The organism is Epibacterium sp. HA2-3, assembly GCF_055693725.2.
In genome coordinates, this window is sequence record NZ_JBVFUL020000006.1 from 43,424 (window position 1) to 64,303 (window position 20,880).

Consider the following 20,880-nt stretch of genomic DNA (forward strand, 5'->3'; position numbering starts at 1 on the left):
ATGGTGCTGGTCTTGGAGAGCGATGGCTCTCTGACCCCGTCCCGCTCCCAGGACAGCTTTGCCCGCAACTACAATGACGGGATCGGCCAGGGGTCCGCGGCTGATGAGCTGGCGATCCTCGGTGAGACTGACCTTGGGCCAGACGAAATCCAATTGGCAGCCCTTGCGTGGCCCGTTCCCCTGCCCCGCGCCGATGTTCTCACGGCTATCGAAGCCACCGCCCTTCGCTATGCCGGACATCCTGGGCTGCGCCGCGCGGGGCTTTCCGTGACCGATTGGCTGGCTCTCTATCGGGCTAATATCGAGATTGAGAGCGCCTATCGACAGGATGCGATCTCGAGCGCGGGCGCTATAGGCCTTGGTCAATTGATGCCCGCGACGGCGCGCGATCTGGGTGTTGACCCGCGTGATCCACTTCAGAACCTCGATGGTTCCGCCCGCTATCTTGCAATGATGCTGCAGTCGTTCAGCGATCCGCGTCTTGCCCTCGCAGCCTACAACGCCGGACCCGAAGCTGTGCACCACTACGGCAGTATTCCCCCCTACCGAGAAACCCAGAACCACGTGACCCGTGTCATGGCAGTTGTGGCCCGATTGAAAGCACCAAATTCATGAAGCACATTTCACACCTATTCGTCGCCTCTTTGGCGCTCTTCCTGCTCATTGCCGAACCCGCCCTTGCGCAAAGCATCGATCTCTCGCCGATTCAGAGCCTTCTACAGGGTATCGTCGATGCGTTGACCGGCCCGCTCGGCGTGGTGATCGCCACGCTTGCCGTGCTGGGCGTTTTCCTCAGCTGGTTCTTTAACATCATCGATCTGCGCCAGGCGCTCTGGGTGCTTGTGGGCATCGCCGGCGTCGCTGCCGCCCCCACCATCGTCGCCGCGGTTTTCGCCGGTGGCTGAGCGCTCGCCTCTCTTCCTCGGGCTCGTGCGCCCGCCCAAGCTTTTGGGCTTGCCCATCATGTACGCGATGGTCTGGCTCTTCGGCTCAGTGCTTCTCTTCGTCTGGGTCCAGCATATCGTGGTGCTGGGCGTGGCCGCCCTGCTCTACCCGGTGCTTTGGAAGGCCGCAGACTGGGATCCGCGCTTCATCGACGTGATGATGACGGCGCTGCAGGAAACCCCGCCCACGCGGAACCGCAGCATTCACGGCGGGGACAGCTATGCCCCGTGATGCTGCGCTCGATGCCCGCACAATGACGCCAGACTGGTATGCGCGCGAGACCCGCCTCGCGCACATGCTGCCCTATGTGAGCCTCGTCGATGACCAGACCGTGCGGACCCGGGTCAACGAACTGTTCCAGTGCATCCGGCTCGACGGGGTCAATAGCTACACGACCGATGACGCCTATCTCGACAAGGTGACCGCGCTCTTTGCCCGGATCATTGCGCAATTGGGGCCGGAGTTCAGCTATTACATCCATAAGGTCTCGAAGGCGATCACGCCGGACCTCGAGCCGCTGCGCGAGGACAGTTTCGCAGGAGAAGTCGACCGGCTCTGGCGCAAGAAGCTAGAGACCAGCGGACTGCGCGACAAGACGCTCACCCTTACGATCATCCATCGCCCGCCTCCAAAAAGCGTCCTGCCATTCCTGAACCGCAGCGCGCCGGAACGCCTCAAGGAAGCAACCGAGAAGCGCCTGCGCCGTCTCGGCGAGGCCGTGAGTGTGTTCGTATCAGGCTTGAGCGAGCTGAACCCGCGCATTCTCTCTGCTGAGAGTGGCGAACTGATCGGCTTTCTCGGGGCGCTGAATACTGGCCAGGAACTGCCGCTCTATCCGGCAAACACCTACGGGTTCCTGTCTTTTAATGTCGCCAATACCCGGGTGACGTTTCAGGGGGATCACTTCGAGCTCTCCGAAGGAGTCGTGGGGCATCGCTACGGCAAGAGTTTCACCATCGGAGAATACTCCGAAGGCACCTCCTGCACCATGTTCGACATGCTGAACCTGCCAGTCGACATGATCGTCACCCATTCCTTCACGCCCATCAATTCGAACCTCATGGCGGGCCGCATCAAGCGGCAAAAGCGTCAGATGCAGGCCAGCCAAGATGCGGCGCTCTCGCTGATGGAAGCACTCGACATCGCAGCAGATGATCTCGAGGCCAAGCGCCAGAGCTTTGGCGAACACCACATGGTCGTGACCATCTTCTGTGACACGCAGGACGAATTGCAGACTCTTAGCGCCGAGATCGTAAACGCCGCCGCCGCCGAAGGTGTTAAGATGATCGGTGAGCGCGTCGCTGCCAAGGCGCATTACCTCAGCCAGCATCCCGGGAACCAGCCAAAACGCGTGCGCGCAAGCGCCGTCACCAATCGCAACTTCGCGGATTTCGCGGCGTTCCATCGGACCCAGCTCGGCAAGCCGGCAGGGAAAACACCCTGGGGCAACGTCATCACTTATCTGCCCACACCCGAACAAAGCGCCTACCGGTTTTCCTATCACGAACAGGGTAGCCCCGAAAAAGAGCCGACCAGCGGGCATACGCTCATCATGGGACGGCCCGGGTCGGGCAAGTCGGTGCTCTCGGCATTCCTCATGACGCAGGCCCGTCGAGCAGGGGCGCGGATCTTCGTCTTCGATTACCGTCTCGGTATGGAGATGGCAGTCCGCGCCAATGGCGGGCGCTACGCGTCTTTGAAAGCCGGACAACCCACCGGCCTAAACCCGCTCTGGACTGAGGTCGACGCGCGCGGCACGGCCTGGCTTTCAGACTGGCTCGCCACCCTGCTCTACCGCGCAGACAAGCCGCTGACGCCGGCACAGACCAACCGCATCCAGGAAGTCGTGCGCCAGAATGCCCAGGCCTCCAATCCGGCCTTGCGGAACTGGCGGGATTTCGCGTCACTTTTTGTGTCCACGGATGATGGCGGCGATCTGCATCAACGCCTGTTTGAGTGGGCCGAAGAGGGCCGCTACGGCTGGATTTTCGGGCAAACTCTGGAAGACACCTTCTCGCTCGAAGGCGATGTGGTAGGCTTCGATCTGACCGGCATTCTCGACAGTGAGGCCGAGAAGGAACGCATGGCGGTCCTCTCCTATCTCTTCCGCCGGGTCGAGCGGGAGATCGAAGGCCGCCGTCCCACCATCATCGTGATTGACGAGGCGTGGAAGGCGCTCGACAACGCGTATTTCGCAGAGCGGCTGTCTAACTGGCTCGTGACCGCGCGCAAGCAGAACACCGTCGCGGTGATGATGACGCAATACGCCAGCCAGCTCGAGCGCACCCGGACCGGCAAGACCATCGTCGAGGCGGTGCCCACGCAAATCCTGCTCCCAAACATCCGCGCCCATGCCGCCGATTACGCGATGCTGAACCTCTATGAGAAGGAGCTCGACGTTCTTCTCAACACCGGCAGCGACAGCCGCCTTGCGCTCATCCGCGACGACCAGGGATCCATCGTCGTCGATGCCGATCTGAGCGCCCTCGGACCCAATCTCACCATCCTCGGCGGCATGGAAAAAGGCGAGGCCCTCGTCGGTTCCGACTACCGCAACCGCCCGGACTTCTGGAGGCTTTCATGATCCGCATATTTCTAGCTTTGGCCGCGCTCGGCGTGCTGGCTTCCTGCGCTCAATACCAGGAACCAAAGGCAAACTGCTTTACTTTCCTCGCCTCGACGGCCCCCGTCGCGCCAGATTGCACCTTCACGCCCCTTGGCGCGCCGGAGGGCGGCATTGAAGTCTAAACTGCCCCATATTCTCGTGCTTTGCCTGCTGCCCGGAATCGCCCTTTCCCAAGGCGTGCCGACCAATGACAGCGGGCTTACTGCACGTGACATCGTCGAGACTGGTGACCGGGAGGCAGACCTTGCCATCCAGGCTGACAAGCTCTCCGTGCGCGAACTTATCGCTGAGATCGAGCGCGAACAGCTGGAAACCCTGCAACGCATCCTCGATGCCCAAACCAGCTTCGGCGGCCAAGGCCTACCCGCGATGGTTTCAGGGCTGGAAAACGGAAGCGGCGATCCAGCCCGTTCCGTCGAAGCGGTCTATGGCAATGCCGAGATCGACCCCAATCCCGGCGGCGCACAGATGTTCGGGGATGCGGCAGAAAACATCGAGCAGCTCATCATCCGCGTCGCCCAGGAAACCAGCGGGTTTGCGGGCGTCGGCCGCGCGGGCCTCTCCCCAGTCCAATGGCGAGCGCTGCTGCAGGCTCTCATCTGGCAGGAAAGCCGCTTCACCATCGGCGCCCGCTCACCGGTCGGCGCCTTTGGCCTCACCCAGATTATGCCCGGTACGGCCAGCGATCTCGGCATCAACCCGGAATATTATGACAGCCCCTACCTGCAGGTGCATGGCGGCGCGCGCTATCTCGCCACCCAACTCAACACCTTCGATGGCAATATCATCAACGCGCTCGCGGCCTATAACGCCGGACCCGGTCGCGTGTTCGAATATGGGGGCGTGCCACCCTTCCGCGAGACCCAGCACTACGTTCAGGTCATCCCCGAACGCTACAATCTCTACCTGGGCCGCATCGGCGGGATCGAAGCGCTCGGTACGATCGACCCCGCGCTTCTGGCAAATGCAAACCTCTCCCTCACGGGTCATGGGGCGGCCTTTTATGGCAACAACTCACCCGCTGCGATCAGGCAGGCCGCCCTGCGCATTGCGGACATCGTCGAGCGGATTTCCGACACCGAAGACGTGCAGGAAAGCATCGCACTCAACACCTATGCACGCGCCGAACTCGTGCGCCTCGTGGCTACCCGCGTCCGGCTGCAGGCCGCCCGCACCCGGCTGCTCTCCGCCGAAGAGCTGGCACAGGCCAGCGCCCGCATGGCCGAAGGCGCGTTCATGGATTTTACGATTAGGGAGATAGACTGATGAGAGATTTGCTCGTGAGAACGGCCTTGGCCACAACGCTTGGGGCTTGCCTGCATCTCGGCACCATCTCCCCTGCCGCAGCGCAAGGCGTGCCGGTCGTCGATACCCAGAACATCGCGCAAAACATCCAGCAGCTCCGGCAGATGATCGAAGACGAGATCCTGCAAAACGAGCAGCTGACGCAGCTCCGCGAACAGCTTGCGACACTCACGGACCAACTCGCGGAGCTGCAACGAACCTATGAAGCACTTACCCGTCTTGCTGAACTTCCCGAAATCATCCGCACCGAGATGGAGGATGAGCTGAATGGCCTTCTCGACCAGGAGTTCGGGGACATCCTCGCCACCATCGAGGCCATCAAGACAGGCGACTTCTCCGGCCTGTCCGGCTCCGGTGCGGGCGAGATCGAAACCCAGATGGACCGGGTGCTAGCCGATCTCGGATTTGACGACGACACCCTCTCCGAGATGGCCACCAGCGGAAATCCCGGGGCCAATCGTGTGGCGACGCAAGCGACGACCGGCGCGCTCGTCTCGGCAGCTGCCCAGAACAGTTATGAAGACGCAGGCCAATCGCTGGAACGCGTCGACAGGCTGGTCGGTCTCATCGACGACATGGACGAACTCAAGGAAAGCATCGACCTCAACACGCGGGTGACGGCGGAACTGGCAATTGCGCTCGTCGCCATGTGGCAGCTCGAAGCGGTGCAGACCGTGGGCGACGGCACAGGCGGCGTGATTGATGCCGCCACAATCGCCGAAGAACAGCGCTTCATGGATTTCACCTTGCCGAACCTTCGGGCCGAGTAATCGTGGGGGCATGAATGGTGGCGAGTGAACAAGAAATCATCGAGGAAGAACTGGTCTACGGTGCCTTGCGCCGCGAACGGCTCTGGCAACGCCTTGGCCTGATGGGCCTTGTCTTCGGTGTCATCGGCTGTCTGAGTGCCGCGGCTGTCTCGATCCTCGATGTCGACCCACCCCCCGTCGTTGTCCCCTATGATCCCGCCACCGGCTTTGCACTCCCCGAAGCCTCGGTGGGCGCCTCCTCGGTGACCGCCAACCAGGCGATCATCGAGGCGGAGGTGTTCCGCTATGTGACCGACCGGGAGGTCTATAACCAGCTCGACAACGATCTGCGCATCCGCAGCGTCCTGCGCCGCTCGGACGGAGCTGCCGAGAGCGGGCTGCGCCAGATCTGGAACAGCGCCAACGAGAATTACCCGCCGACGGTCTATGGCCCCAATGCCAGGCTTGATGTCGAAATCCTCAGCATCAACCGGATCGGCACAAACCGCGCCACCGTGCGCCTGCGCAAGCGCCTGACATCCCTCAATGGTGTCCAGACAGGCCTCTTCACTGCCACGCTTCTCTTCGAGTTCCGCCCCGAGACCCGCCGCTCCATAGATGAGGTCTGGACCAACCCCTTCGGCTTCACGGTTCTCGAATATTCCATCCGCTCCGACAGATTGGAAAACTGACGTTGTTGTTCACAAGATCGCTTGTTTTTGTCATTGCCCTGTTGCCCGGCCTTGCCTCCGCCGAAGCCATCCCGCGCAGCGGCCCCAATGACAATCGGGTTCGGCTGGCAACATATCAAGAAGGTCAGGTCTACCGCCTCAGCGTGTCGCTCACCCATGTGACCACCATCGAGTTCGGGGACGGCGAGAGCATCCGCTCGATCATCGCAGGCGACACGGAAGGCTTCGAGATTGACGGCGTTCCGGGCGGCCAGGCCTTCGCGATCAAACCCGTGGCGCGCGGCGTCCATACCAATGTGACCGTCTACACGAACAGGCGGAGTTACTACTTCAACGTCCAGGAGACCCGCAGCCCGACCTTTTACGTGGTCCAGTTCCGCTATCCCGAGGACAATGCGCGGCCCACGCGTGCCATCGCGGCCCAAGCGCCGAACTACAATTACGGAGCCAGCGCGCGCACCGAGTTCACCCCGACCCGCGTCTGGGATGACGGAACCTTCACGTATTTCGAATTTCCGCGGAACGCGCCGGTGCCTGCGATCTTCCGCTACGCGAATGGCCGAGAACGGACGGTCAACACACAAGCTACCGAGGACGGCGTGATCCGGGTTTCCGGGGTGAACAGTCAATGGGTGCTGCGGATCGGTGACGAGGTGGTTTGCATCGAGGCAACGCCGCCTGCGGGGGTGGGATCATGAGCGACACTGGAAACGCGGAACTTGAGAAACGCCTCGCTGCTCTCGAGCAAGGCAAAGGCGCAGCATCGCCCCCTACCCCTCGGCGCTCGCCACTGCTCGCATTGGCCGTTGTCCTCGTGATAGCCGCTGGCGGCTCCCTACTCTATCACCTGTCCCAACCCGAGGAAGAGGAAGCCCTGCCCACAGCGACACCGGACGTGTTCCAGAACGAAGGCGACGGGTTCGGCGCCATCGAGACCTTACCCCCGCCCGAGCCCGAGGTTGTGTTCGTCGCACCCGATCCGATCGAACCCAATGCTGAGCTTTTGGCGCAGATCACCGCCCTGCAGGCTCAGATCGAGGAATTGCGCAACGCCCCTGAACCGGTCGTCGAGGAAGACACCGCCGCCGCCGAGGCGATCGACGCGCTGACCGCTCAGATCGCTGCGCTGCAAACCGCGTCGGAAGCCGCGCAACAGCAGTTTCGCGATGAACTCACGGCGCGCGATCGCGAGCTCGAGCAACTCCGCATGGACCTCGAACTTGCGCAGCTCGAAGCCAACCGCCCCCTTCCGGCACCCATCGGCCCCACCGAGGACGAGTTGCGCGCGCGGGAAGAAGAACGGCTGCGCCGCGAGGAAGAAGCACGACGGCTCGCGGAACTTGAACGCCGCGCCGCGGAGGAGCGCGCGTTTCAGGAGCGCCGCATCACCTCGCCCACCATTGCCTTTGGTGGCACGTCCGGTGCGAATGAGACGGCGCTGACCGAGCGCACCTTTGGCGAAGTGACGGATTTCGTGTTGAACGGTGCGTTGCCCTCCACCGTGACGCAGGCAGAAGTGATCGCCAATCCCTACAACACCATCATTCAGGGCACGATGATCCAGGCCGTCATGGAAACCGCTCTCGATAGTTCCCTGCCCGGCCAGACCCGGGCCATTGTCTCGGAAAATGTCTTCAGTTTCGATGGCGCGCGCCTCCTGATCCCCCGCGGATCCCGTCTCATCGGGCGCTATCGCTCTGGCGTCGATATCGCGCAGCGCCGGGTCACCATCGCCTGGGACCGGATCATCCTGCCTGACAATCAAACCATCCAGATCAGCTCCTTCGGAGGTGATGAACTTGGCCGCTCCGGCGTGACCGGCTTTGTCGACACGCGCTTCGATGAGCGTTTCGGCTCAGCGGCGTTGATATCGCTGATCTCCGCCGCGCCAAGCGCTGCTGCTGCAAACGTCCAGGATGAGACCACCGCGGACGTGCTCGAAGACGTGGGCGATGATCTTGCCGATGCCACGGACAGCGTGATTGGCGACTATCTCTCCATCGGCCCCGTTATCTATGTCGACCAGGGTGCCCGCGTCACAGTCATGGTCGACCGCGATCTGGAGATTTTCTGAGCCCATGTCGCTGAGCTATCTCCAGACCTCGCTTGATCGGATCGACGCCGCCGCCCGCGACGATGTCATCGAGATCTGCATCAATCCCGACGGGACCTGCTGGGGAGAATTCCAGGGCGATCACTTCATGCGAAAGCTGGACCAGAAGCTGAACGCAACAGAAGTGAAAGATCTCGGCAACCAGATCGCCTCCTCCGCCAACACCACGATGAGCAAGGACCGCCCGATCATCTCGGTCTCGATCACCTACAACGGCCGTCCGATCCGCGCACAGGTCATCACCCCGCCTGCCGTGCTCTCGGCCATGTCGATCAGCCTTCGGTTCTTTTCAAGCCTGCCGCTCGAGGGCATCGCCCTGGATTTCCTCTATGGCAAGGAACGCAAGCTTGAAGAACTCCGCCTCGAGAAAACCCGCGAACTCCGCGAGGTCGTGGCTGCAGGCGTCATCGACGATGCCCTCGCGTTCTGCGTCGACAACAAGCTTAACATGATCGTCTCGGGCGGCACCTCCACCGGCAAGACCGTCGCCGCGCGGAAGATCCTCTCGCACGTGCCATCCGAGGAACGCATCGTCACGATCGAGGAAGCCGCCGAGCTTCTGCCGACACAGCCCAATGCTGTCACCCTCATCGCCAATCGCGACGCTGAGTTCCAGACCGCGGATGTGCTGCTCACTGCGACACTGCGGATGCGCCCCGACCGGATCATCCTCGGCGAGGTGCGCGGCAAGGAGGCCATGACCTTCCTGGAGGCTATCAATACCGGCCATGGCGGGTCCATGACCACCCTTCATGCCGAAACCCCGCAACTGGCCGTGCAGCGTCTGGCCATCGCGGCGCTCAAGACCGAGATCCCGATGACCTATGCTGACATGATCCAATACATCGAGAATTCCATCGACGTGATCATCCAGGCTAGTCGTCACGACGGCAGGCGCGGCATCACTGAATTCTACCTCCCCGGCACCAATGAGATCGGAGCTTCCCAATGAAGACCTTTGAATACAATATCCTGTCCTTTCCCATGACCCGTAAGACCAGCCTCTCCGACATGCAGGCCAGCCTGAATGAGAAGGGCGCAGACGGGTGGGAGGTGGTGTCGATCAGCACTTCGGAATTCGCCAATATCGGGCACACCGTTTTCCTGAAGCGCGAAACCACACCCGCTGGAGCCACGACATGAGGCAGGCGCAGCACCTCGCCTTGGCCGCGCTGGCCCTAAGCCTGACGCCTAGCTTCGCCGTTGCCGAGCGCAACCTAGTGCCAACCCTCGATCGCAGTTTCGACGTCTGTCCGGACCGGCCCGCCGAGCCCGTCTGGATGCAGGAAATCCCCCTGCGCCAAGCCTATCAGCGGGTTCTGGTTCAGGACATCTATCGCGCCCAGAATCTCGAGCGGGTCGTCGAGGTCGGCAACTGCGATTGCGCGACCCGGTTCCCCTCTTGGGACGCGGCCGAGGGGGTGTTTCGTGAGCGCCACGCCAGTGACGAACGCTGGGAGATGTTGGAAGCTTCCGACTCCTACAGCCGGCGCGCCAACGACGTTCGCCTTGCCGCCAAAGCCATCTGCGAAGCCGCCGGAAATTGGTAAGGCAACCCCGTTATGAGCGTCGTCACCTATTTCGTTGAAACCTCCCAGGGCTATCTCGACACCGCCGCAGAAACCCAGTTCGGGTCCGTCGCGGCAACGGTCGGCACGCTTCTCATCCTGGGAACAACGCTCGTGGTGATCCTCGTCTTCCTGAACATGATCTACCAATACAAGGCAATGGACGGCCGCACGGCCTTCTGGCTCGCGGTCAAGATCGGGTTGATTGGAATATTCGCGACCAACTGGGTGCAGTTCAACGCCCTCTCCTCCGCCATGCTGGCCGGCATTGACAGCATTGCGGGGGCGCTCGTGGCTTCGGTCGGTGGTGGAACTCCCGGCCCTTCTGGTACCTTCGCGGAAGAATTCGACCGATTAATCGCTGAACTCGGCGACTACCTCAATGCAGCCGGATCAGAACTAAACTGGATGGCCGGTGCCATGCTCGACATTGTCGGGGTCCTCTTGCTCTCGATACTCGGCGGGCTGGCCGCCTTCATCCTTGTGGCATCCCGCCTGATGATCGCACTTCTAATCGGGATCGCGCCGGTGATGATCTTCCTCACCCTCTTCGAGGTGACCAAAGATTACTTCTCACGCTGGCTGTCGGCACTGGTTTCCTTCGCACTCTACCCCATCGTTGTCGCCGGCGTGTTCGCAACGATCACTGGCGTCTCTTCCGCTCTGATCGGTGAGCTTGGCGACCCGGAAGGGGCTTCAAACATAGGCGCGCTCATCCCCTTCTTCATGATGGTCCTCATGGCCAAGGGCTTCATCATTGCCACGCCCTTCATCGTCCGCGCGATCTCCGGAAACATCATGATGCCCGCTCTCTCCGGTGGTCTCGGCGGCGGCTACAGCTTTGCCCACGCCGCAATGGGCAGCCAGCAGGCCTACAATCGCTATCTGTTCGGCGGGGCAAGTGGCGCAGAATACGCCGCCCTCAGGGCGCGGCAGTTCTTCGGCGTGCAGCAGATGCCCGTGAGACAAGGCATGGGGCAGACGGGTTCCGCAGTAGGCACAGGATCCGCAGACTCGGGGTCAAAAATGCTGGCGCAGCTGGCGAGGCTGGGTCGACTTGGCCGACGGTGACGGCCCTTTGCCGATATTCACGCCAGGCGCGGCAGATGACCGGTCCCAGCCCTTTATGGACATTCATGCAAGACGCAGCAAAGGGGCTGCTGCGAGCGCGAGCGTCTTACTGAAAGCGGACCTTCAAGTCTGCTCAGCTAATCCAAGCTATGCTTCACCCTAGACTGATGTCCGCGAAGCGCAGAAAGCGGACCTCACGACTCTGCCTTCGAACCAGTTGAGGGCACATTTCGCGCTGCGCAGCCGCGAGAAAAATCAAAGGCTGGACGTACTGACAGCATTGCTGAGGCGAGAGTCTACACCGTAGGATCAATCAAACGGAAAAGTGCGGTCATCCGCCTATCTAATCGGTTCGTCGACTTCTATCGGAGTCTCATTTGTGATCAGACGATTGGCAACTGCATACCCACGAGCATATGACAGCAAGTAGCTACCGCATTCAGACTGCCGTTCAAGCATGAACTGCTGAATGCCATTTTGGATGATGTCGAAATCCGGCTTGGGAATGTCTGCCAGTTCTTCTTCGAACAGCTCTGTGTTTTCGGACAGCCATCTTGAAGCGGATTCGGTCCGCGCAAGAGATCGACAAACTGCGGGAGGGTGTGTGCTACTGAATTGCCCCTCCTCCAACTGGAGAAAGAGGGTATTCATTCCCGCCGTGAGTGCGCCAATCTGCGTATCCCCAAAGCGCTCCAGCACGCTTCCTGCGCATCCATCAGCTTCAGATTCCTCTTGCATCAAACGTTCTTGGTTCGGTACCGGCTCTTCAAGATGACCGAGAACCGCGTGACAGATCTCATGAAACTGGATAAATTGGCTAGCCGATTGTAGCGCCATTCGAATGGAAACCGCCCAGAAAGGCTGGGACCTAAGATTTGCGAACGTCTCTTCAGTCTCTGGGAAAATCTCATCAAAAAAGAGCATGTTGCTGGGATGGGACTGCTCGCTCAGGTGATCAAGATAGTCCGACATATGATCACAGAGCGACGGGTTCTTGAAGCAACCCATCATCGCGTCGGCTCCAAACGGCACGCGGAGTAGGTCAAGACGAGATGCGGCAACTTCGAAGATGTTAGGTCCCTGGTCTAACGCGGTAATACTTGACGGACTGTTCTTCCGATGGTCCCTAACCGTTACGAGTAGCGTCCGACCGTCTTCCATCGGGCCGATAGTCAGTGACTGCTCTCCCTCTTGAGAGTCCATCACTGAGGAAATACTTCCGCGAAGCTGGTCCCTAAGATCCGTCTGCGCCTGTACGCTGGAGAGCGAAGCTGCGACAAAAGCTGCTACTAAGTTAATCAACGGTTTCATTCGCATTTATCCAGTTGTGTCAAAGACATCTTGATATTCTGAGTACTACGATTTTCATCTCGGACAATATCCGCCACGATGTCCGCGCATCCTTCAGAGCTCTTTTCGGTCGCAAGCAAGGATATCTCTGTGAGAAGCTGTAACTCTCGCTGCTTTTCACGGGAATAGTTTAGGTCAGCACGGTTGAGAAGCCAGCCAAGGTATTGTGAAGGCCCCTGAGGATCAAGATATCGAAACGAAGTACTTTCAGTTTTAACTGGCTCGGCCGCTGGATATAGGGTTTCGGATTCCCCGACCTCCAGCCTGCTAGATAAGCTAGCATAGGTATACGCAAGCATGACGAGGCCAACAACAAGAGGCAAAGTAACCTTGCTAGCTAGTTTCCATCCGCCAACTTCCGTCGCGAAATCGAACGCGACGTCTTGCCGCCAATATTTCCAAATGAAGATCACCGAAAAACAGAAGAAAAACAAAAATATTGTAAAACGTTCGGCGAGCCTCAAGTAAACTGCTATTTCTATGGCAAGTTGCTCCATGATTTCATCTCCGTAATTCTCGGCGCTGGTAAAATTATGGCAATGCCGTTCTTTCAGCGTAAATTGATTTCAAAATCCGCCTTTACAACATAGCTCAAGATCAAGGTCGATAGGAAACAAGTACACATGCACGCGCGCTCTGTCACCGGCTGTTTATGCATGTATGATTCAGTTGCAGCGGACGTCAGAAAATGCGCCCGGCGTCGCTGCATGAAAAATCGCCTGATCGCGTCAAAAGGCTGAGCTTGCAAGTGATGCTATCTGCGCTTCGCAGACGCTTGTGCTGGTCGCAGCATTGGGGAGCGTTCACCGGGGCCGACGAAGGGCCGCTTTAGGGAAAACGCCCCCGACATTTCGCGTCTGCAGCGGAGTACGTGCTGGGCCTAGTGCGAATGTCTCAAAAGGACTGGCTGCCGTCATCTTGCGGCTAAGACCAGTTGCGGCATCCCAGAAACCCGGTGCCGCGCCGCTGCAAGTCGGCTTCGGGGCTAAACTGCGCGATGCTGACAGCATGAATGTTGTGGACGCAACAATGGAACCGGAAACTCGACTTGCTTGACCCTAGGCGCAGTTTTTGACACTCCATAGAGAGCGCGACTGGGTAACGAATTGCAAAAGCCAAGCACTATGAAACCGGCGAATTTCCTATATGCCGCCACAAGCGGGGTTTTATTGCTAACGGTCGCTGTTGGAGTTTATTTTCTTTTTCAAACAATGTCACCTTCTGCAGACATTCCCAGCGGTCCAAGGAACACTGTCTACACTCTAAGCGTAGAGGGTTTTGAGCCCGGGCAGGTATCGACGTACAGGATCGACGGCGTACCGGTAGTAGTTTGGCGGCGGGATTTTGAGCAGAAAGTGCAATCTCTTGAGCTTCTTGGCGTCGAAATAGACGGAAACGCAGACCTTCTTGAAAAGGTTCGAACTACCGATCAGATAGAAATTGAACCTGACCTTGTTTTGCATTTCGAATGGTTCGTCGTGAGCCCAATCAACACAGGCGGATATGGATGCATTGTATTATCCGATGCCGGAGACTTGGGTGGTTTTTATGACCCTTGCCAAGATGTTCATTTTGATCTTTGGGGACGGGTCCGATCCGGATCGACTGAAGCGGACCTTCAGATTCTGCCATGGAACATTTCCGACGATGCTAGTGTAATCACGGTGGATGTTGGCAACGCGCCTAGACTTGATTAGCTGCGCTGCACACCAAAAAATGCAACGGCAGCAAAGTCCGCACTACTGACGACGGACAGTATTTGAGGGCTGCAGGCGCAGCGAACGGCGGCTTCCCCGAGTGCGTGTGCAGCGTGTGACTTCCGCCCTGCTGGTAAGAACCACGACTTTGCAAAGGTCACTAACTGCGCTTCGTTGACATTTGTAACGAGCGCAGCATTGCCCTGGTCAGCTGCGCGAGCCTGAAGGTCCGTTTCCGGGAATAAGCAACCAAGGAGTTTTGCGGCGGCAGAATTTTTGGCGCGACACTCCTTGTCTACAGCCGCTTCGGGCTGCAAATTTCACGGCTCCTTTAGTTCCACCGTATTGGGCTTACGACACTCCCTTGCGAGCTCTATCAGTTGGCGCCACCCTTCAGGTTCTGTATTGCTGATGAACGCGACACTAGCGCTTTTTTGCAAGCTGGCTGGACCGCTGTCACAGCGAGAATACAGCTTGCCACTCTGCAACGATGCGTTTTCGAGGGCAGTTTTATTTCGCTTGGAAAACCTCTCGAAGGCACCCTGCGTGCCATTTAGTACTCGATCACTCAGCACAAAGATTGGGCCCGGACCGCCATAGTCAAGGTCAAAATAAATATGAAACCTGCCCTCGTGCCAGCTTGCCCGGACCGACTGAACCTCACTGAGGTCCACCGTAGTCGTGATAGATCCGTCACCTTCACCTTTTCCGGTCCGCTCGCAATAGTTGGGTCTCAATATCGTTTCGCGAAAAACACAGCCACGAAGTTCAAATTCAAGCCCGAAGTCTGGATTTTTTAGAGGGGTATTTGCCTCGTAGAACGCATCAATGATCGAAGGTTGCTCTGCAAGCATTGGAGTTGCAATCATAGCGACCACGAAGCCGAACATGACTTGGGCTTTTTCGTTGTTTAAGGATAGCCGAAACATCTCAGAACACTCCCGTGGCATTTTTGATGCCAGTCTGGTCGACGCCAAAATCGTCATGACTTAATGCAGGCTAGCTTCCGGGAAGTGAAGGTCAAAATAAAGACGTTGCAGAGGGCAGGCCTTTAATTCTCGCATCACCCCGCTCCAAGATGAACGGCGGAGTATGTGTGGCGATTGTCAGCTACTCATACTGCGCCTGTGGCATGGATCGCTCGCTATGAGGCGAGATCCTCCGACTTTATAAAGGTAACTATCTGCGCATCGCTGCCGTTCGTCCAGGGCGCAGCGAAAGTGGGCTGTCCGCCCGGCCTGCTGGCGGGCTCATCCGATGCAGGTGCAGAACGAATGTCGCGCAAGGACTGAAGCCGGTCATGTACCGCGTCTGGCGTGAATGTCGGCTTCGAACGGTCAGTACAAAGTCTTAACGATGATTTGAGTTGGCATGATCGCATCATAACCCCTATCTTTCGCCAATGCTCGTAACTCGTCGCATCATCTTTGCCGTTTTTGAAGACTTCCAGCTTCTTGATATGTCGGGGCCAGCCGCTGTGTTTCACGCGGCCTCGGAGTTTTGCACTGAATCACCGTACGAGATCGTTCTTGCCTCTTCGAAAGGCGAACTTGTTCGGAGCTCCTGCGGAGCAGAGGTTAGGACAGACGCTCTGACGACATTTACGATTGGCAAGCAGGACACTATTGTTACTGTTGGAGGAACGGAAACTGGCCTTCGCAAAGCGATTTCCGAGCGAAAAATTCCCGAATGGTTGGCGAAGTTTGCGCCGACAGCTGAACGTATCGGCTCGGTTTGTGTGGGGACGTTCCTGCTGGGCACTGCGAGCTTGATTGATGGCAAACGCGTCTGCTCTCATTGGCGGTCGTGCGACCTGCTTGCAGATATGTTTCCTGACGCCCATGTCGACGCAGACGCGCTTTACACGCGCGACGGAAGCCTCTGGTCCTCCGCCGGGGTGAGCGCCGGTATCGACATGGCGCTTGCCATGATTGAGGCCGATCACGGTCCGGACCTGAAGTCCCGTGTCGCGCGCAGCCTCGTGGTCTACGCGCACAGACCTGGGCTGCAATCTCAGTTCAGCGAGGTCCTAGAAGCTCAATCGAGGCGCGATGGAAGGTTCTCCGATCTGCTTGACTGGATTGGACTAAACCTGAACCTTCCCATGCGCGCCGATGATCTTGCCGATCGGGCAGGCATGTCTCATCGAAGCTTTCTCCGCCATTTTCAACAAAGCGTCGGCATGACTCCCGCAAAATACATTGAGCAGTTGCGGCTCGCTCGCGCGAGGGAGCTGCTTGCCAATGGAGTTGCCGTGAAGGCCGTGCCAGCGCATATAGGCTATCGGTCCGAGGCTGCATTTCGGACAGCATTCGAGCGACGCTTCGGGCTGGCGCCGCTTGAATTCAGCAAGCTTCACAGTCGGGAACAACTGAGGCTTTAGGCGCTGGTGCGTTTGTTTCGAGCGAGGTTTATATCAGGTCGTTGTCATCAGGGTGTGCGGTATTCGTCAGTGAAAGCCTCGCAAAAAGATAACCTGCCAATCCGAGATCTGCGGCTATGCAGGCGATGATGTACCAGTCCGGAACGTAGTCGACATGCCCGAAGTGGGCCGCATCCCAGATTGCATGAAGAGCGATCCCTATTGGCAGCAGAACCGGGCGGCGGAAAGCTGCGATCGCGAGGCTGCACCAGATCACCAATCCCGCGAGTTCAATCGAAAGTCCGATCAGACCGCCATTCCATCGAACAGAGTTCGCAACGTAAATCAATGGAAGGGCGATTACGAATATCGTCAGAATGGCGTGAAGCCGCCGACGCGGCCAGTGATCGAAGGAAGGACTCAGAAGTAAGAACGCTGTCGCCGCAAATCCGAGAACGCCCCAATGGCTTGGATCGTCGAGATGCAAGAACGGCAGCGCCGGGACAAAGATCAGCGCGGTGACAGCGATCACCGCAAGATAAAGGCGTAAGATCTTTCTCATCCGCCGCGCCCCCGCAGGTTCTCGATCACGGTCTGGAGGCGCGCCACCGAGTACCACCGTTCGGTCGTGCAAAACGGCCCGGCGCAACCTCGCAATATAAGTTCGTCGCCGCCCGCCCTGACAACGGTGCCTCGAAAGGCGCGACCGGATTCAGGATCGGTCAGACGTCCTTCCCAACCGGATTTCGTTTGTCGCAAATCTGGCGCGATTACGGTCCCGAACGGGACGGAAAGCGCTTCCTCACCCCCCCAGCTCCAAACAAGCGTGCCACAGGTCGTCTCGGGGTTAGCATTGCAGCGGTCGAACCGAATGACAATCGCCATGCCTGGTGAAGCAAATGTGCCTCTTAACGTCTCGCTCCAAGCAAGATTTGGTATCGCTACACCGAAGATTAGTGCAAACACGGCGCGAGAAGCGATGCTTCTGCGTTCCATGGTCATGACACGGCCTTCCGAGTTTGCTTGCTAAGAAAAACCAGCGCGCCGACCACCACCAGTGACAAGGTGTGAAATGCGACCAGGCCGTCGAGATAGCTTACGCTCTCCGGAGTAACGGCAAAGGCGTCCGGAACATCTAGGACCCACGACCGAAGCAACGTGTACAGGATGATCTGGCTGATTGCTGCGACCCCGAACGCAGCGATCCAGAACGATTTTGCCAAAATGACACCGGCAACGACAGCAAGATCAAGCGCCAGATAGATGACGTCTAACACCTGCCATTTCAGGGGGGCACCGAGCCAATCGAAGCCGGACAGACTGGCCATATTGGCAACGTGCACAAATGCTCCGTAGGCATAGGCCGCCGCGAGACCATAGCCTGCGAACCGCAAAGATCTTTCCATTCGTCTCATCCTTTCTTTTTAGAGTACGGACCAACTCTGTCGCGTGTATCGGTCGAAGCTCCGCCTAGAGAAATGATGTAAACCGACTAAATCTTGCCAAAGTTGGCTCACTGCCCTTTCGCGGCTTCGTTACAAAGCCTTCTGGCTAGTGCAGTCACGGGGTATGATAGCCAACCTCAGCAAGGTCTTCGCGTAGCGCGGTCGCCACCACAGCTGTGTTGCCGGGGACTCATTCGACCCCGTGGCACACAAACTCACAGTTTCTTTGGTTTTGCCATCATCGCAGCGAATGTCTGGAAAACGGGCTGCAACTGCAGCTTCTATTTGTCCGCAATGGGCCGTCCTTGATCTTAGGGCAGGCGACGCGCCCCGACTTTGCAAAGGTCGCTATCTGCGCTTCGCTGCCCCTGGTGCTGACCGCAGCATCAGCCAGAGCCTCCGCAGCGTGCTGAATGGCAGCTGTCGGGAAACTTTTAACACATGCAGCAGAGATTTCGCTGCACCTCGCATGAATGTCGTGGTTGGGCTGATACCGGTTATTTGTCGCGCCTAGCGTGAATGTCGGCTAAGGGCCGTCCGTGCTGATCAAGTATCTATCGAGAGACTGCGGCGCGCCATTCGTCCAAAAGTATGGAAAAGGTGGGCCCGTCCAAAGGATCAAATTCCCGGACTTCATTGCCTGCCGCCCATGTGAGAAACGCGGAGCGGAACGATGTTTTGGACAAGTCTCCAATGTGGGCAACTTCGATTTGGGGCATTCTTGCGTGCTGACGCTTTCCATCCTGATCCCAAGATTCACGGAGTTGCTCTGCGGAAAGCAGCGAGCGGCTTGAGGCTTGACGATCAATTTCGATCCAGACAGCTCCGCCCCAAACTTGGCGATGCGGAACAAATTCATACCAATTACTCAGAGGGAACTGTTCTTGGTAGCTCTCGGGTGCAAATTCAAAAAAGTCAAAAAGACTGATCCCTCCAATGTGCCTTACGAATGGGTAGTATTCTGGCTGGGATGCCTTCCATCGATCCGAATTTAGTATGGCAGGTTCAACTTGTAGGCCACCTGAAGCAAGTATTGCCAAGAAACGATCTGGATGTGTCGTATGCCACAGCCCGCCATGAAGACGCTCATGAAGTACTCCCATACCTGTCATCGAGGCGATCTCATTCCGTTCTCTGCACAGCTTCTTATTTTGATTTCAGCATGACGGTCGCACCATGAACGAATGACCGCAATACTAAGCCGCATCGCAGTATCCCAGGTCTCGGTCGGGCGTCGGCAACGGGCCGACCTTGCTCACGCGATTTCGCTGCGTCTACAAATTGCTGCAACTGATCGCTAGTTAAAATGCACTCGAAGCCGACTTGCGGCGCTGCGGCAGTAGGTGCGCTGCGCGTCTGCGCCTCATCCTCGCCGCTAGATGACGCCAGCCAACCCGGAGTAGACCCAAGGGCCTTGGCGTCACTGGGCGATAGCCGACCTTGGCCGCGCGTGTTGGGAACTGGTGGTGTGCGGACAAAGTGAGCTATCGCTGCGGATGCGCCAATCGCTGCGCTTCAATGTTTCGACGACATTAGTCATTGCTGTCTTGTCGGTTTTGAGTATTCGTCAACTTTCACAGATAGGCAGAAAGTTCATGGAAAGCACAGTAAGTACTTCGGCCAACGGAAACAGTTGGGAAATTATTCCAGCCAACACGGCTGCAGGAATTATCCTGGGCGTGTTGTTTATCTATCTGTTTTTCCGCCACTTTATGTTCGTGCTCATGTTCATGGATTTGGTTCTGGGTTGGCTGCGCAAGTTCAATTGGTTTCCCAAAGAAGGGAAGCGCATGAAGACGTTTATCCATTGGGTCATAGCGCTAGCGATGTTTCTCGGGTTTTTGTTGATAGCTGGTTCTGCAGGCTGGCTAGAGTTCATTCCGCAATAACGGCCATTGGCGCACACTGCAGCATCCTTCGAAGAGGGCTCAAAGCCGACCTCAGTGGCAGCGCAGCAACCTGTGATACATTGGACAGGTCGACGTCGGGTTGTCGTTGTGGGCGGGAATGGCGGATCGGAGGATCAGTCATGCAAACACCAAACTTACCAGCCATTCGCGCACTTCGCCCAGCTTGGAACAAGGGCCGCATTGTGGGTCAGAAACGGCCGCTGAAGCCAAAGCACGTCTGGGCGATCCGTGTCCGACTTGAACTGGCCGAGAACCATCGAGACCTCGCGCTGTTCAATATGGCCATCGACAGCAAGCTGCGCGGCTGTGACTTGGTGAAGATGAAAGTCGTCGACGTCATGGCGTCTGGTCTGATCAAAGAACGGGCATCCGTGCTACAAAGTAAGACACAGAAGCCTGTGCGATTTGAGATATCCGAAGGCACACGCGCCTCGATAGAAAAGTGGATGGAAGATGAGCTCATGGTCGGCTCGGAGTACCTTTGGCCGGGTCGGTTCCATGAACGCCTGCACATCTCGACACGCCAGTATGCCCGGATCGTCCGGGATTGGGTCACGTCGATCGGTCTGGAGGCCAGCGCATACGGAACGCATTCGATGCGGAGGACAAAAGTCACACAGATATACAAGAAGACCGGCGACCTGAGGGCGGTCCAGCTGCTACTTGGGTACACCAAGATGGACAGCACCGTCAGATATCTGGGTGTTGAACTCGAAGACGCGCTAGCAATCGCGGAGGCCATTGAAATTTAACAACTTGGGCCGTCTTCAGGGACGGCCCTTTGCTGACATTTAACAGGATAGTCATCGCCGCAGCGCAGCGTCACTGGACTGATTATCCGTGGCATGGTCTTGCAGCCCCCGGTCAGCAGTGAGGGCTAATCTTGCCCTGCTGGTCGCCTTGATAGGCAGCAGTCGACCCTACAACTGCTTGATGGCAGTTCAATTTCTCGGGTAGCACTTACAACGCAAAAACATTTTCAAACTGACGAAAGAAGGCCGTCATTCATGACGAAAATAACGGTTAATTGGAAAGGCGTTACCTTAG

At 58.0% G+C, this 20,880-nt stretch carries 25 protein-coding genes; 18 read left to right on the forward strand and 7 right to left on the reverse strand.

Translation table 11 applies throughout. The annotated features are described in order from the left end of the window. The 14 genes from ACZ1HH_RS20670 to ACZ1HH_RS20735 are packed head-to-tail and all read left to right on the forward strand — an operon-like array spanning nucleotide 1 to nucleotide 11,069. Nucleotides 1–615 (forward strand): lytic transglycosylase domain-containing protein, encoded by a 615-nt coding sequence (locus tag ACZ1HH_RS20670; protein ID WP_487320573.1) that lies wholly within the window; start codon nucleotides 1–3, stop codon nucleotides 613–615. After that, nucleotides 612–905: a TrbC/VirB2 family protein gene (locus ACZ1HH_RS20675; RefSeq protein ID WP_011536599.1), complete on the forward strand. Its 294-nt coding sequence runs from the start codon at nucleotides 612–614 to the stop codon at nucleotides 903–905. The genes ACZ1HH_RS20670 and ACZ1HH_RS20675 overlap by 4 nt, the downstream gene beginning before the upstream one ends. After that, a complete protein-coding gene (locus ACZ1HH_RS20680; RefSeq protein ID WP_472635091.1) occupies nucleotides 898–1,176 on the forward strand; it encodes a VirB3 family type IV secretion system protein in 279 nt (92 codons plus the stop codon). The genes ACZ1HH_RS20675 and ACZ1HH_RS20680 overlap by 8 nt, the downstream gene beginning before the upstream one ends. Further along, nucleotides 1,166–3,529 (forward strand): VirB4 family type IV secretion/conjugal transfer ATPase, encoded by a 2,364-nt coding sequence (locus ACZ1HH_RS20685; protein ID WP_472635090.1) that lies wholly within the window; start codon nucleotides 1,166–1,168, stop codon nucleotides 3,527–3,529. The genes ACZ1HH_RS20680 and ACZ1HH_RS20685 overlap by 11 nt, the downstream gene beginning before the upstream one ends. Further along, nucleotides 3,526–3,693 (forward strand): hypothetical protein, encoded by a 168-nt coding sequence (locus tag ACZ1HH_RS20690; RefSeq protein WP_416369517.1) that lies wholly within the window; start codon nucleotides 3,526–3,528, stop codon nucleotides 3,691–3,693. Before ACZ1HH_RS20685 ends, ACZ1HH_RS20690 begins: the two co-directional genes overlap by 4 nt. Further along, complete coding sequence (locus tag ACZ1HH_RS20695; protein WP_472635088.1) at nucleotides 3,683–4,837, forward strand: lytic transglycosylase domain-containing protein; 1,155 nt, start codon at nucleotides 3,683–3,685, stop codon at nucleotides 4,835–4,837. Before ACZ1HH_RS20690 ends, ACZ1HH_RS20695 begins: the two co-directional genes overlap by 11 nt. Next, a complete protein-coding gene (locus ACZ1HH_RS20700; protein ID WP_472635087.1) occupies nucleotides 4,837–5,646 on the forward strand; it encodes a type IV secretion system protein in 810 nt (269 codons plus the stop codon). Before ACZ1HH_RS20695 ends, ACZ1HH_RS20700 begins: the two co-directional genes overlap by 1 nt. Before the next feature lie 14 nt (nucleotides 5,647–5,660). Next, nucleotides 5,661–6,317, forward strand: coding sequence for a VirB8 family type IV secretion system protein (locus ACZ1HH_RS20705; RefSeq protein ID WP_472635086.1), 657 nt, complete (start codon nucleotides 5,661–5,663; stop codon nucleotides 6,315–6,317). Between the two features lie 2 nt (nucleotides 6,318–6,319). After that, a complete protein-coding gene (locus ACZ1HH_RS20710) occupies nucleotides 6,320–7,015 on the forward strand; it encodes a TrbG/VirB9 family P-type conjugative transfer protein (protein WP_472635085.1) in 696 nt (231 codons plus the stop codon). Beyond that, the gene (locus ACZ1HH_RS20715; RefSeq protein WP_487320574.1) at nucleotides 7,012–8,391 is read left to right on the forward strand and encodes a TraB/TrbI/VirB10 family type IV secretion system protein; all 1,380 of its coding nucleotides are present in this window, start codon (nucleotides 7,012–7,014) and stop codon (nucleotides 8,389–8,391) included. The genes ACZ1HH_RS20710 and ACZ1HH_RS20715 overlap by 4 nt, the downstream gene beginning before the upstream one ends. 4 nt (nucleotides 8,392–8,395) lie before the next feature. Continuing rightward, entirely contained in the window at nucleotides 8,396–9,382 is a 987-nt protein-coding gene (locus ACZ1HH_RS20720) for an ATPase, T2SS/T4P/T4SS family (RefSeq protein WP_472637422.1), read from the forward strand. Then, nucleotides 9,379–9,573 (forward strand): DUF4177 domain-containing protein, encoded by a 195-nt coding sequence (locus tag ACZ1HH_RS20725; RefSeq protein WP_472637423.1) that lies wholly within the window; start codon nucleotides 9,379–9,381, stop codon nucleotides 9,571–9,573. The genes ACZ1HH_RS20720 and ACZ1HH_RS20725 overlap by 4 nt, the downstream gene beginning before the upstream one ends. Continuing rightward, a complete protein-coding gene (locus tag ACZ1HH_RS20730) occupies nucleotides 9,570–9,980 on the forward strand; it encodes a hypothetical protein (protein ID WP_472637424.1) in 411 nt (136 codons plus the stop codon). The genes ACZ1HH_RS20725 and ACZ1HH_RS20730 overlap by 4 nt, the downstream gene beginning before the upstream one ends. 12 nt (nucleotides 9,981–9,992) lie before the next feature. Beyond that, complete coding sequence (locus ACZ1HH_RS20735; protein ID WP_472637425.1) at nucleotides 9,993–11,069, forward strand: TrbL/VirB6 family protein; 1,077 nt, start codon at nucleotides 9,993–9,995, stop codon at nucleotides 11,067–11,069. A gap of 339 nt (nucleotides 11,070–11,408) precedes the next feature. Here ACZ1HH_RS20735 and ACZ1HH_RS20740 read toward each other — a convergent pair whose 3' ends face one another. Both ACZ1HH_RS20740 and ACZ1HH_RS20745 read right to left on the reverse strand, forming a co-directional pair. Further along, nucleotides 11,409–12,380 (reverse strand): phage exclusion protein Lit family protein, encoded by a 972-nt coding sequence (locus ACZ1HH_RS20740; RefSeq protein ID WP_472637365.1) that lies wholly within the window; start codon nucleotides 12,378–12,380, stop codon nucleotides 11,409–11,411. Further along, nucleotides 12,377–12,916: a hypothetical protein gene (locus ACZ1HH_RS20745; RefSeq protein WP_472637366.1), complete on the reverse strand. Its 540-nt coding sequence runs from the start codon at nucleotides 12,914–12,916 to the stop codon at nucleotides 12,377–12,379. Before ACZ1HH_RS20745 ends, ACZ1HH_RS20740 begins: the two co-directional genes overlap by 4 nt. Before the next feature lie 627 nt (nucleotides 12,917–13,543). On the opposite strand from ACZ1HH_RS20745, the gene ACZ1HH_RS20750 reads away from it, so the two are divergent. Then, nucleotides 13,544–14,116 carry a Rieske (2Fe-2S) protein gene (locus tag ACZ1HH_RS20750; protein ID WP_472637367.1) on the forward strand — a complete coding sequence of 191 codons (573 nt, stop codon included), beginning with the start codon at nucleotides 13,544–13,546 and terminating at the stop codon, nucleotides 14,114–14,116. Nucleotides 14,117–14,436: 320 nt separating this feature from the next. Here the strand turns inward: ACZ1HH_RS20750 and ACZ1HH_RS20755 are convergent, their stop codons facing one another. Further along, a complete protein-coding gene (locus tag ACZ1HH_RS20755; RefSeq protein ID WP_472637368.1) occupies nucleotides 14,437–15,045 on the reverse strand; it encodes a hypothetical protein in 609 nt (202 codons plus the stop codon). Nucleotides 15,046–15,518: 473 nt separating this feature from the next. Here ACZ1HH_RS20755 and ACZ1HH_RS20760 point away from each other — a divergent pair, with 473 nt between their 5' ends. After that, entirely contained in the window at nucleotides 15,519–16,499 is a 981-nt protein-coding gene (locus ACZ1HH_RS20760; RefSeq protein WP_472637369.1) for a GlxA family transcriptional regulator, read from the forward strand. A 28-nt stretch (nucleotides 16,500–16,527) separates the two neighbouring features. Here the strand turns inward: ACZ1HH_RS20760 and ACZ1HH_RS20765 are convergent, their stop codons facing one another. The 4 genes from ACZ1HH_RS20765 to ACZ1HH_RS20780 form a co-directional block, all read right to left on the reverse strand. Further along, the gene (locus tag ACZ1HH_RS20765) at nucleotides 16,528–17,040 is read right to left on the reverse strand and encodes a hypothetical protein (RefSeq protein WP_472637370.1); all 513 of its coding nucleotides are present in this window, start codon (nucleotides 17,038–17,040) and stop codon (nucleotides 16,528–16,530) included. Beyond that, entirely contained in the window at nucleotides 17,037–17,480 is a 444-nt protein-coding gene (locus tag ACZ1HH_RS20770; RefSeq protein WP_487320575.1) for a DUF2147 domain-containing protein, read from the reverse strand. Before ACZ1HH_RS20770 ends, ACZ1HH_RS20765 begins: the two co-directional genes overlap by 4 nt. Beyond that, nucleotides 17,477–17,884 carry a hypothetical protein gene (locus ACZ1HH_RS20775; protein WP_472637372.1) on the reverse strand — a complete coding sequence of 136 codons (408 nt, stop codon included), beginning with the start codon at nucleotides 17,882–17,884 and terminating at the stop codon, nucleotides 17,477–17,479. Before ACZ1HH_RS20775 ends, ACZ1HH_RS20770 begins: the two co-directional genes overlap by 4 nt. A 593-nt stretch (nucleotides 17,885–18,477) precedes the next feature. Beyond that, nucleotides 18,478–19,035, reverse strand: coding sequence for a hypothetical protein (locus ACZ1HH_RS20780; RefSeq protein WP_472637373.1), 558 nt, complete (start codon nucleotides 19,033–19,035; stop codon nucleotides 18,478–18,480). 354 nt (nucleotides 19,036–19,389) lie between these two features. Here ACZ1HH_RS20780 and ACZ1HH_RS20785 point away from each other — a divergent pair, with 354 nt between their 5' ends. Both ACZ1HH_RS20785 and ACZ1HH_RS20790 read left to right on the forward strand, forming a co-directional pair. Next, on the forward strand, nucleotides 19,390–19,812 hold the full coding sequence (locus ACZ1HH_RS20785; protein WP_472637374.1) for a hypothetical protein: 423 nt from the start codon (nucleotides 19,390–19,392) through the stop codon (nucleotides 19,810–19,812). A gap of 140 nt (nucleotides 19,813–19,952) precedes the next feature. Beyond that, nucleotides 19,953–20,585, forward strand: a complete 633-nt coding sequence (locus tag ACZ1HH_RS20790) for a tyrosine-type recombinase/integrase (RefSeq protein WP_472637375.1) — start codon at nucleotides 19,953–19,955, stop codon at nucleotides 20,583–20,585. Nucleotides 20,586–20,880: the final 295 nt, after the last annotated feature.

What these genes read in the sequence shown, in the direction of transcription:
- ACZ1HH_RS20675 (WP_011536599.1), top strand. Translation starts at nt 612, where the DNA reads ATGAAGCACATTTCACACCTATTCGTCGCCTCTTTGGCGCTCTTCCTG.
- ACZ1HH_RS20715 (WP_487320574.1), top strand. Translation starts at nt 7,012, where the DNA reads ATGAGCGACACTGGAAACGCGGAACTTGAGAAACGCCTCGCTGCTCTC.
- ACZ1HH_RS20750 (WP_472637367.1), top strand. Translation starts at nt 13,544, where the DNA reads ATGAAACCGGCGAATTTCCTATATGCCGCCACAAGCGGGGTTTTATTG.
- ACZ1HH_RS20755 (WP_472637368.1), bottom strand. Translation starts at nt 15,045, where the DNA reads ATGTTTCGGCTATCCTTAAACAACGAAAAAGCCCAAGTCATGTTCGGC.
- ACZ1HH_RS20730 (WP_472637424.1), top strand. Translation starts at nt 9,570, where the DNA reads ATGAGGCAGGCGCAGCACCTCGCCTTGGCCGCGCTGGCCCTAAGCCTG.
- ACZ1HH_RS20765 (WP_472637370.1), bottom strand. Translation starts at nt 17,040, where the DNA reads ATGAGAAAGATCTTACGCCTTTATCTTGCGGTGATCGCTGTCACCGCG.
- ACZ1HH_RS20775 (WP_472637372.1), bottom strand. Translation starts at nt 17,884, where the DNA reads ATGGAAAGATCTTTGCGGTTCGCAGGCTATGGTCTCGCGGCGGCCTAT.
- ACZ1HH_RS20670 (WP_487320573.1), top strand. Translation starts at nt 1, where the DNA reads ATGGTGCTGGTCTTGGAGAGCGATGGCTCTCTGACCCCGTCCCGCTCC.
- ACZ1HH_RS20700 (WP_472635087.1), top strand. Translation starts at nt 4,837, where the DNA reads ATGAGAGATTTGCTCGTGAGAACGGCCTTGGCCACAACGCTTGGGGCT.
- ACZ1HH_RS20745 (WP_472637366.1), bottom strand. Translation starts at nt 12,916, where the DNA reads ATGGAGCAACTTGCCATAGAAATAGCAGTTTACTTGAGGCTCGCCGAA.
- ACZ1HH_RS20780 (WP_472637373.1), bottom strand. Translation starts at nt 19,035, where the DNA reads ATGACAGGTATGGGAGTACTTCATGAGCGTCTTCATGGCGGGCTGTGG.
- ACZ1HH_RS20720 (WP_472637422.1), top strand. Translation starts at nt 8,396, where the DNA reads ATGTCGCTGAGCTATCTCCAGACCTCGCTTGATCGGATCGACGCCGCC.
- ACZ1HH_RS20725 (WP_472637423.1), top strand. Translation starts at nt 9,379, where the DNA reads ATGAAGACCTTTGAATACAATATCCTGTCCTTTCCCATGACCCGTAAG.
- ACZ1HH_RS20705 (WP_472635086.1), top strand. Translation starts at nt 5,661, where the DNA reads ATGGTGGCGAGTGAACAAGAAATCATCGAGGAAGAACTGGTCTACGGT.
- ACZ1HH_RS20760 (WP_472637369.1), top strand. Translation starts at nt 15,519, where the DNA reads ATGCTCGTAACTCGTCGCATCATCTTTGCCGTTTTTGAAGACTTCCAG.
- ACZ1HH_RS20740 (WP_472637365.1), bottom strand. Translation starts at nt 12,380, where the DNA reads ATGAAACCGTTGATTAACTTAGTAGCAGCTTTTGTCGCAGCTTCGCTC.
- ACZ1HH_RS20735 (WP_472637425.1), top strand. Translation starts at nt 9,993, where the DNA reads ATGAGCGTCGTCACCTATTTCGTTGAAACCTCCCAGGGCTATCTCGAC.
- ACZ1HH_RS20685 (WP_472635090.1), top strand. Translation starts at nt 1,166, where the DNA reads ATGCCCCGTGATGCTGCGCTCGATGCCCGCACAATGACGCCAGACTGG.
- ACZ1HH_RS20790 (WP_472637375.1), top strand. Translation starts at nt 19,953, where the DNA reads ATGCAAACACCAAACTTACCAGCCATTCGCGCACTTCGCCCAGCTTGG.
- ACZ1HH_RS20770 (WP_487320575.1), bottom strand. Translation starts at nt 17,480, where the DNA reads ATGACCATGGAACGCAGAAGCATCGCTTCTCGCGCCGTGTTTGCACTA.
- ACZ1HH_RS20690 (WP_416369517.1), top strand. Translation starts at nt 3,526, where the DNA reads ATGATCCGCATATTTCTAGCTTTGGCCGCGCTCGGCGTGCTGGCTTCC.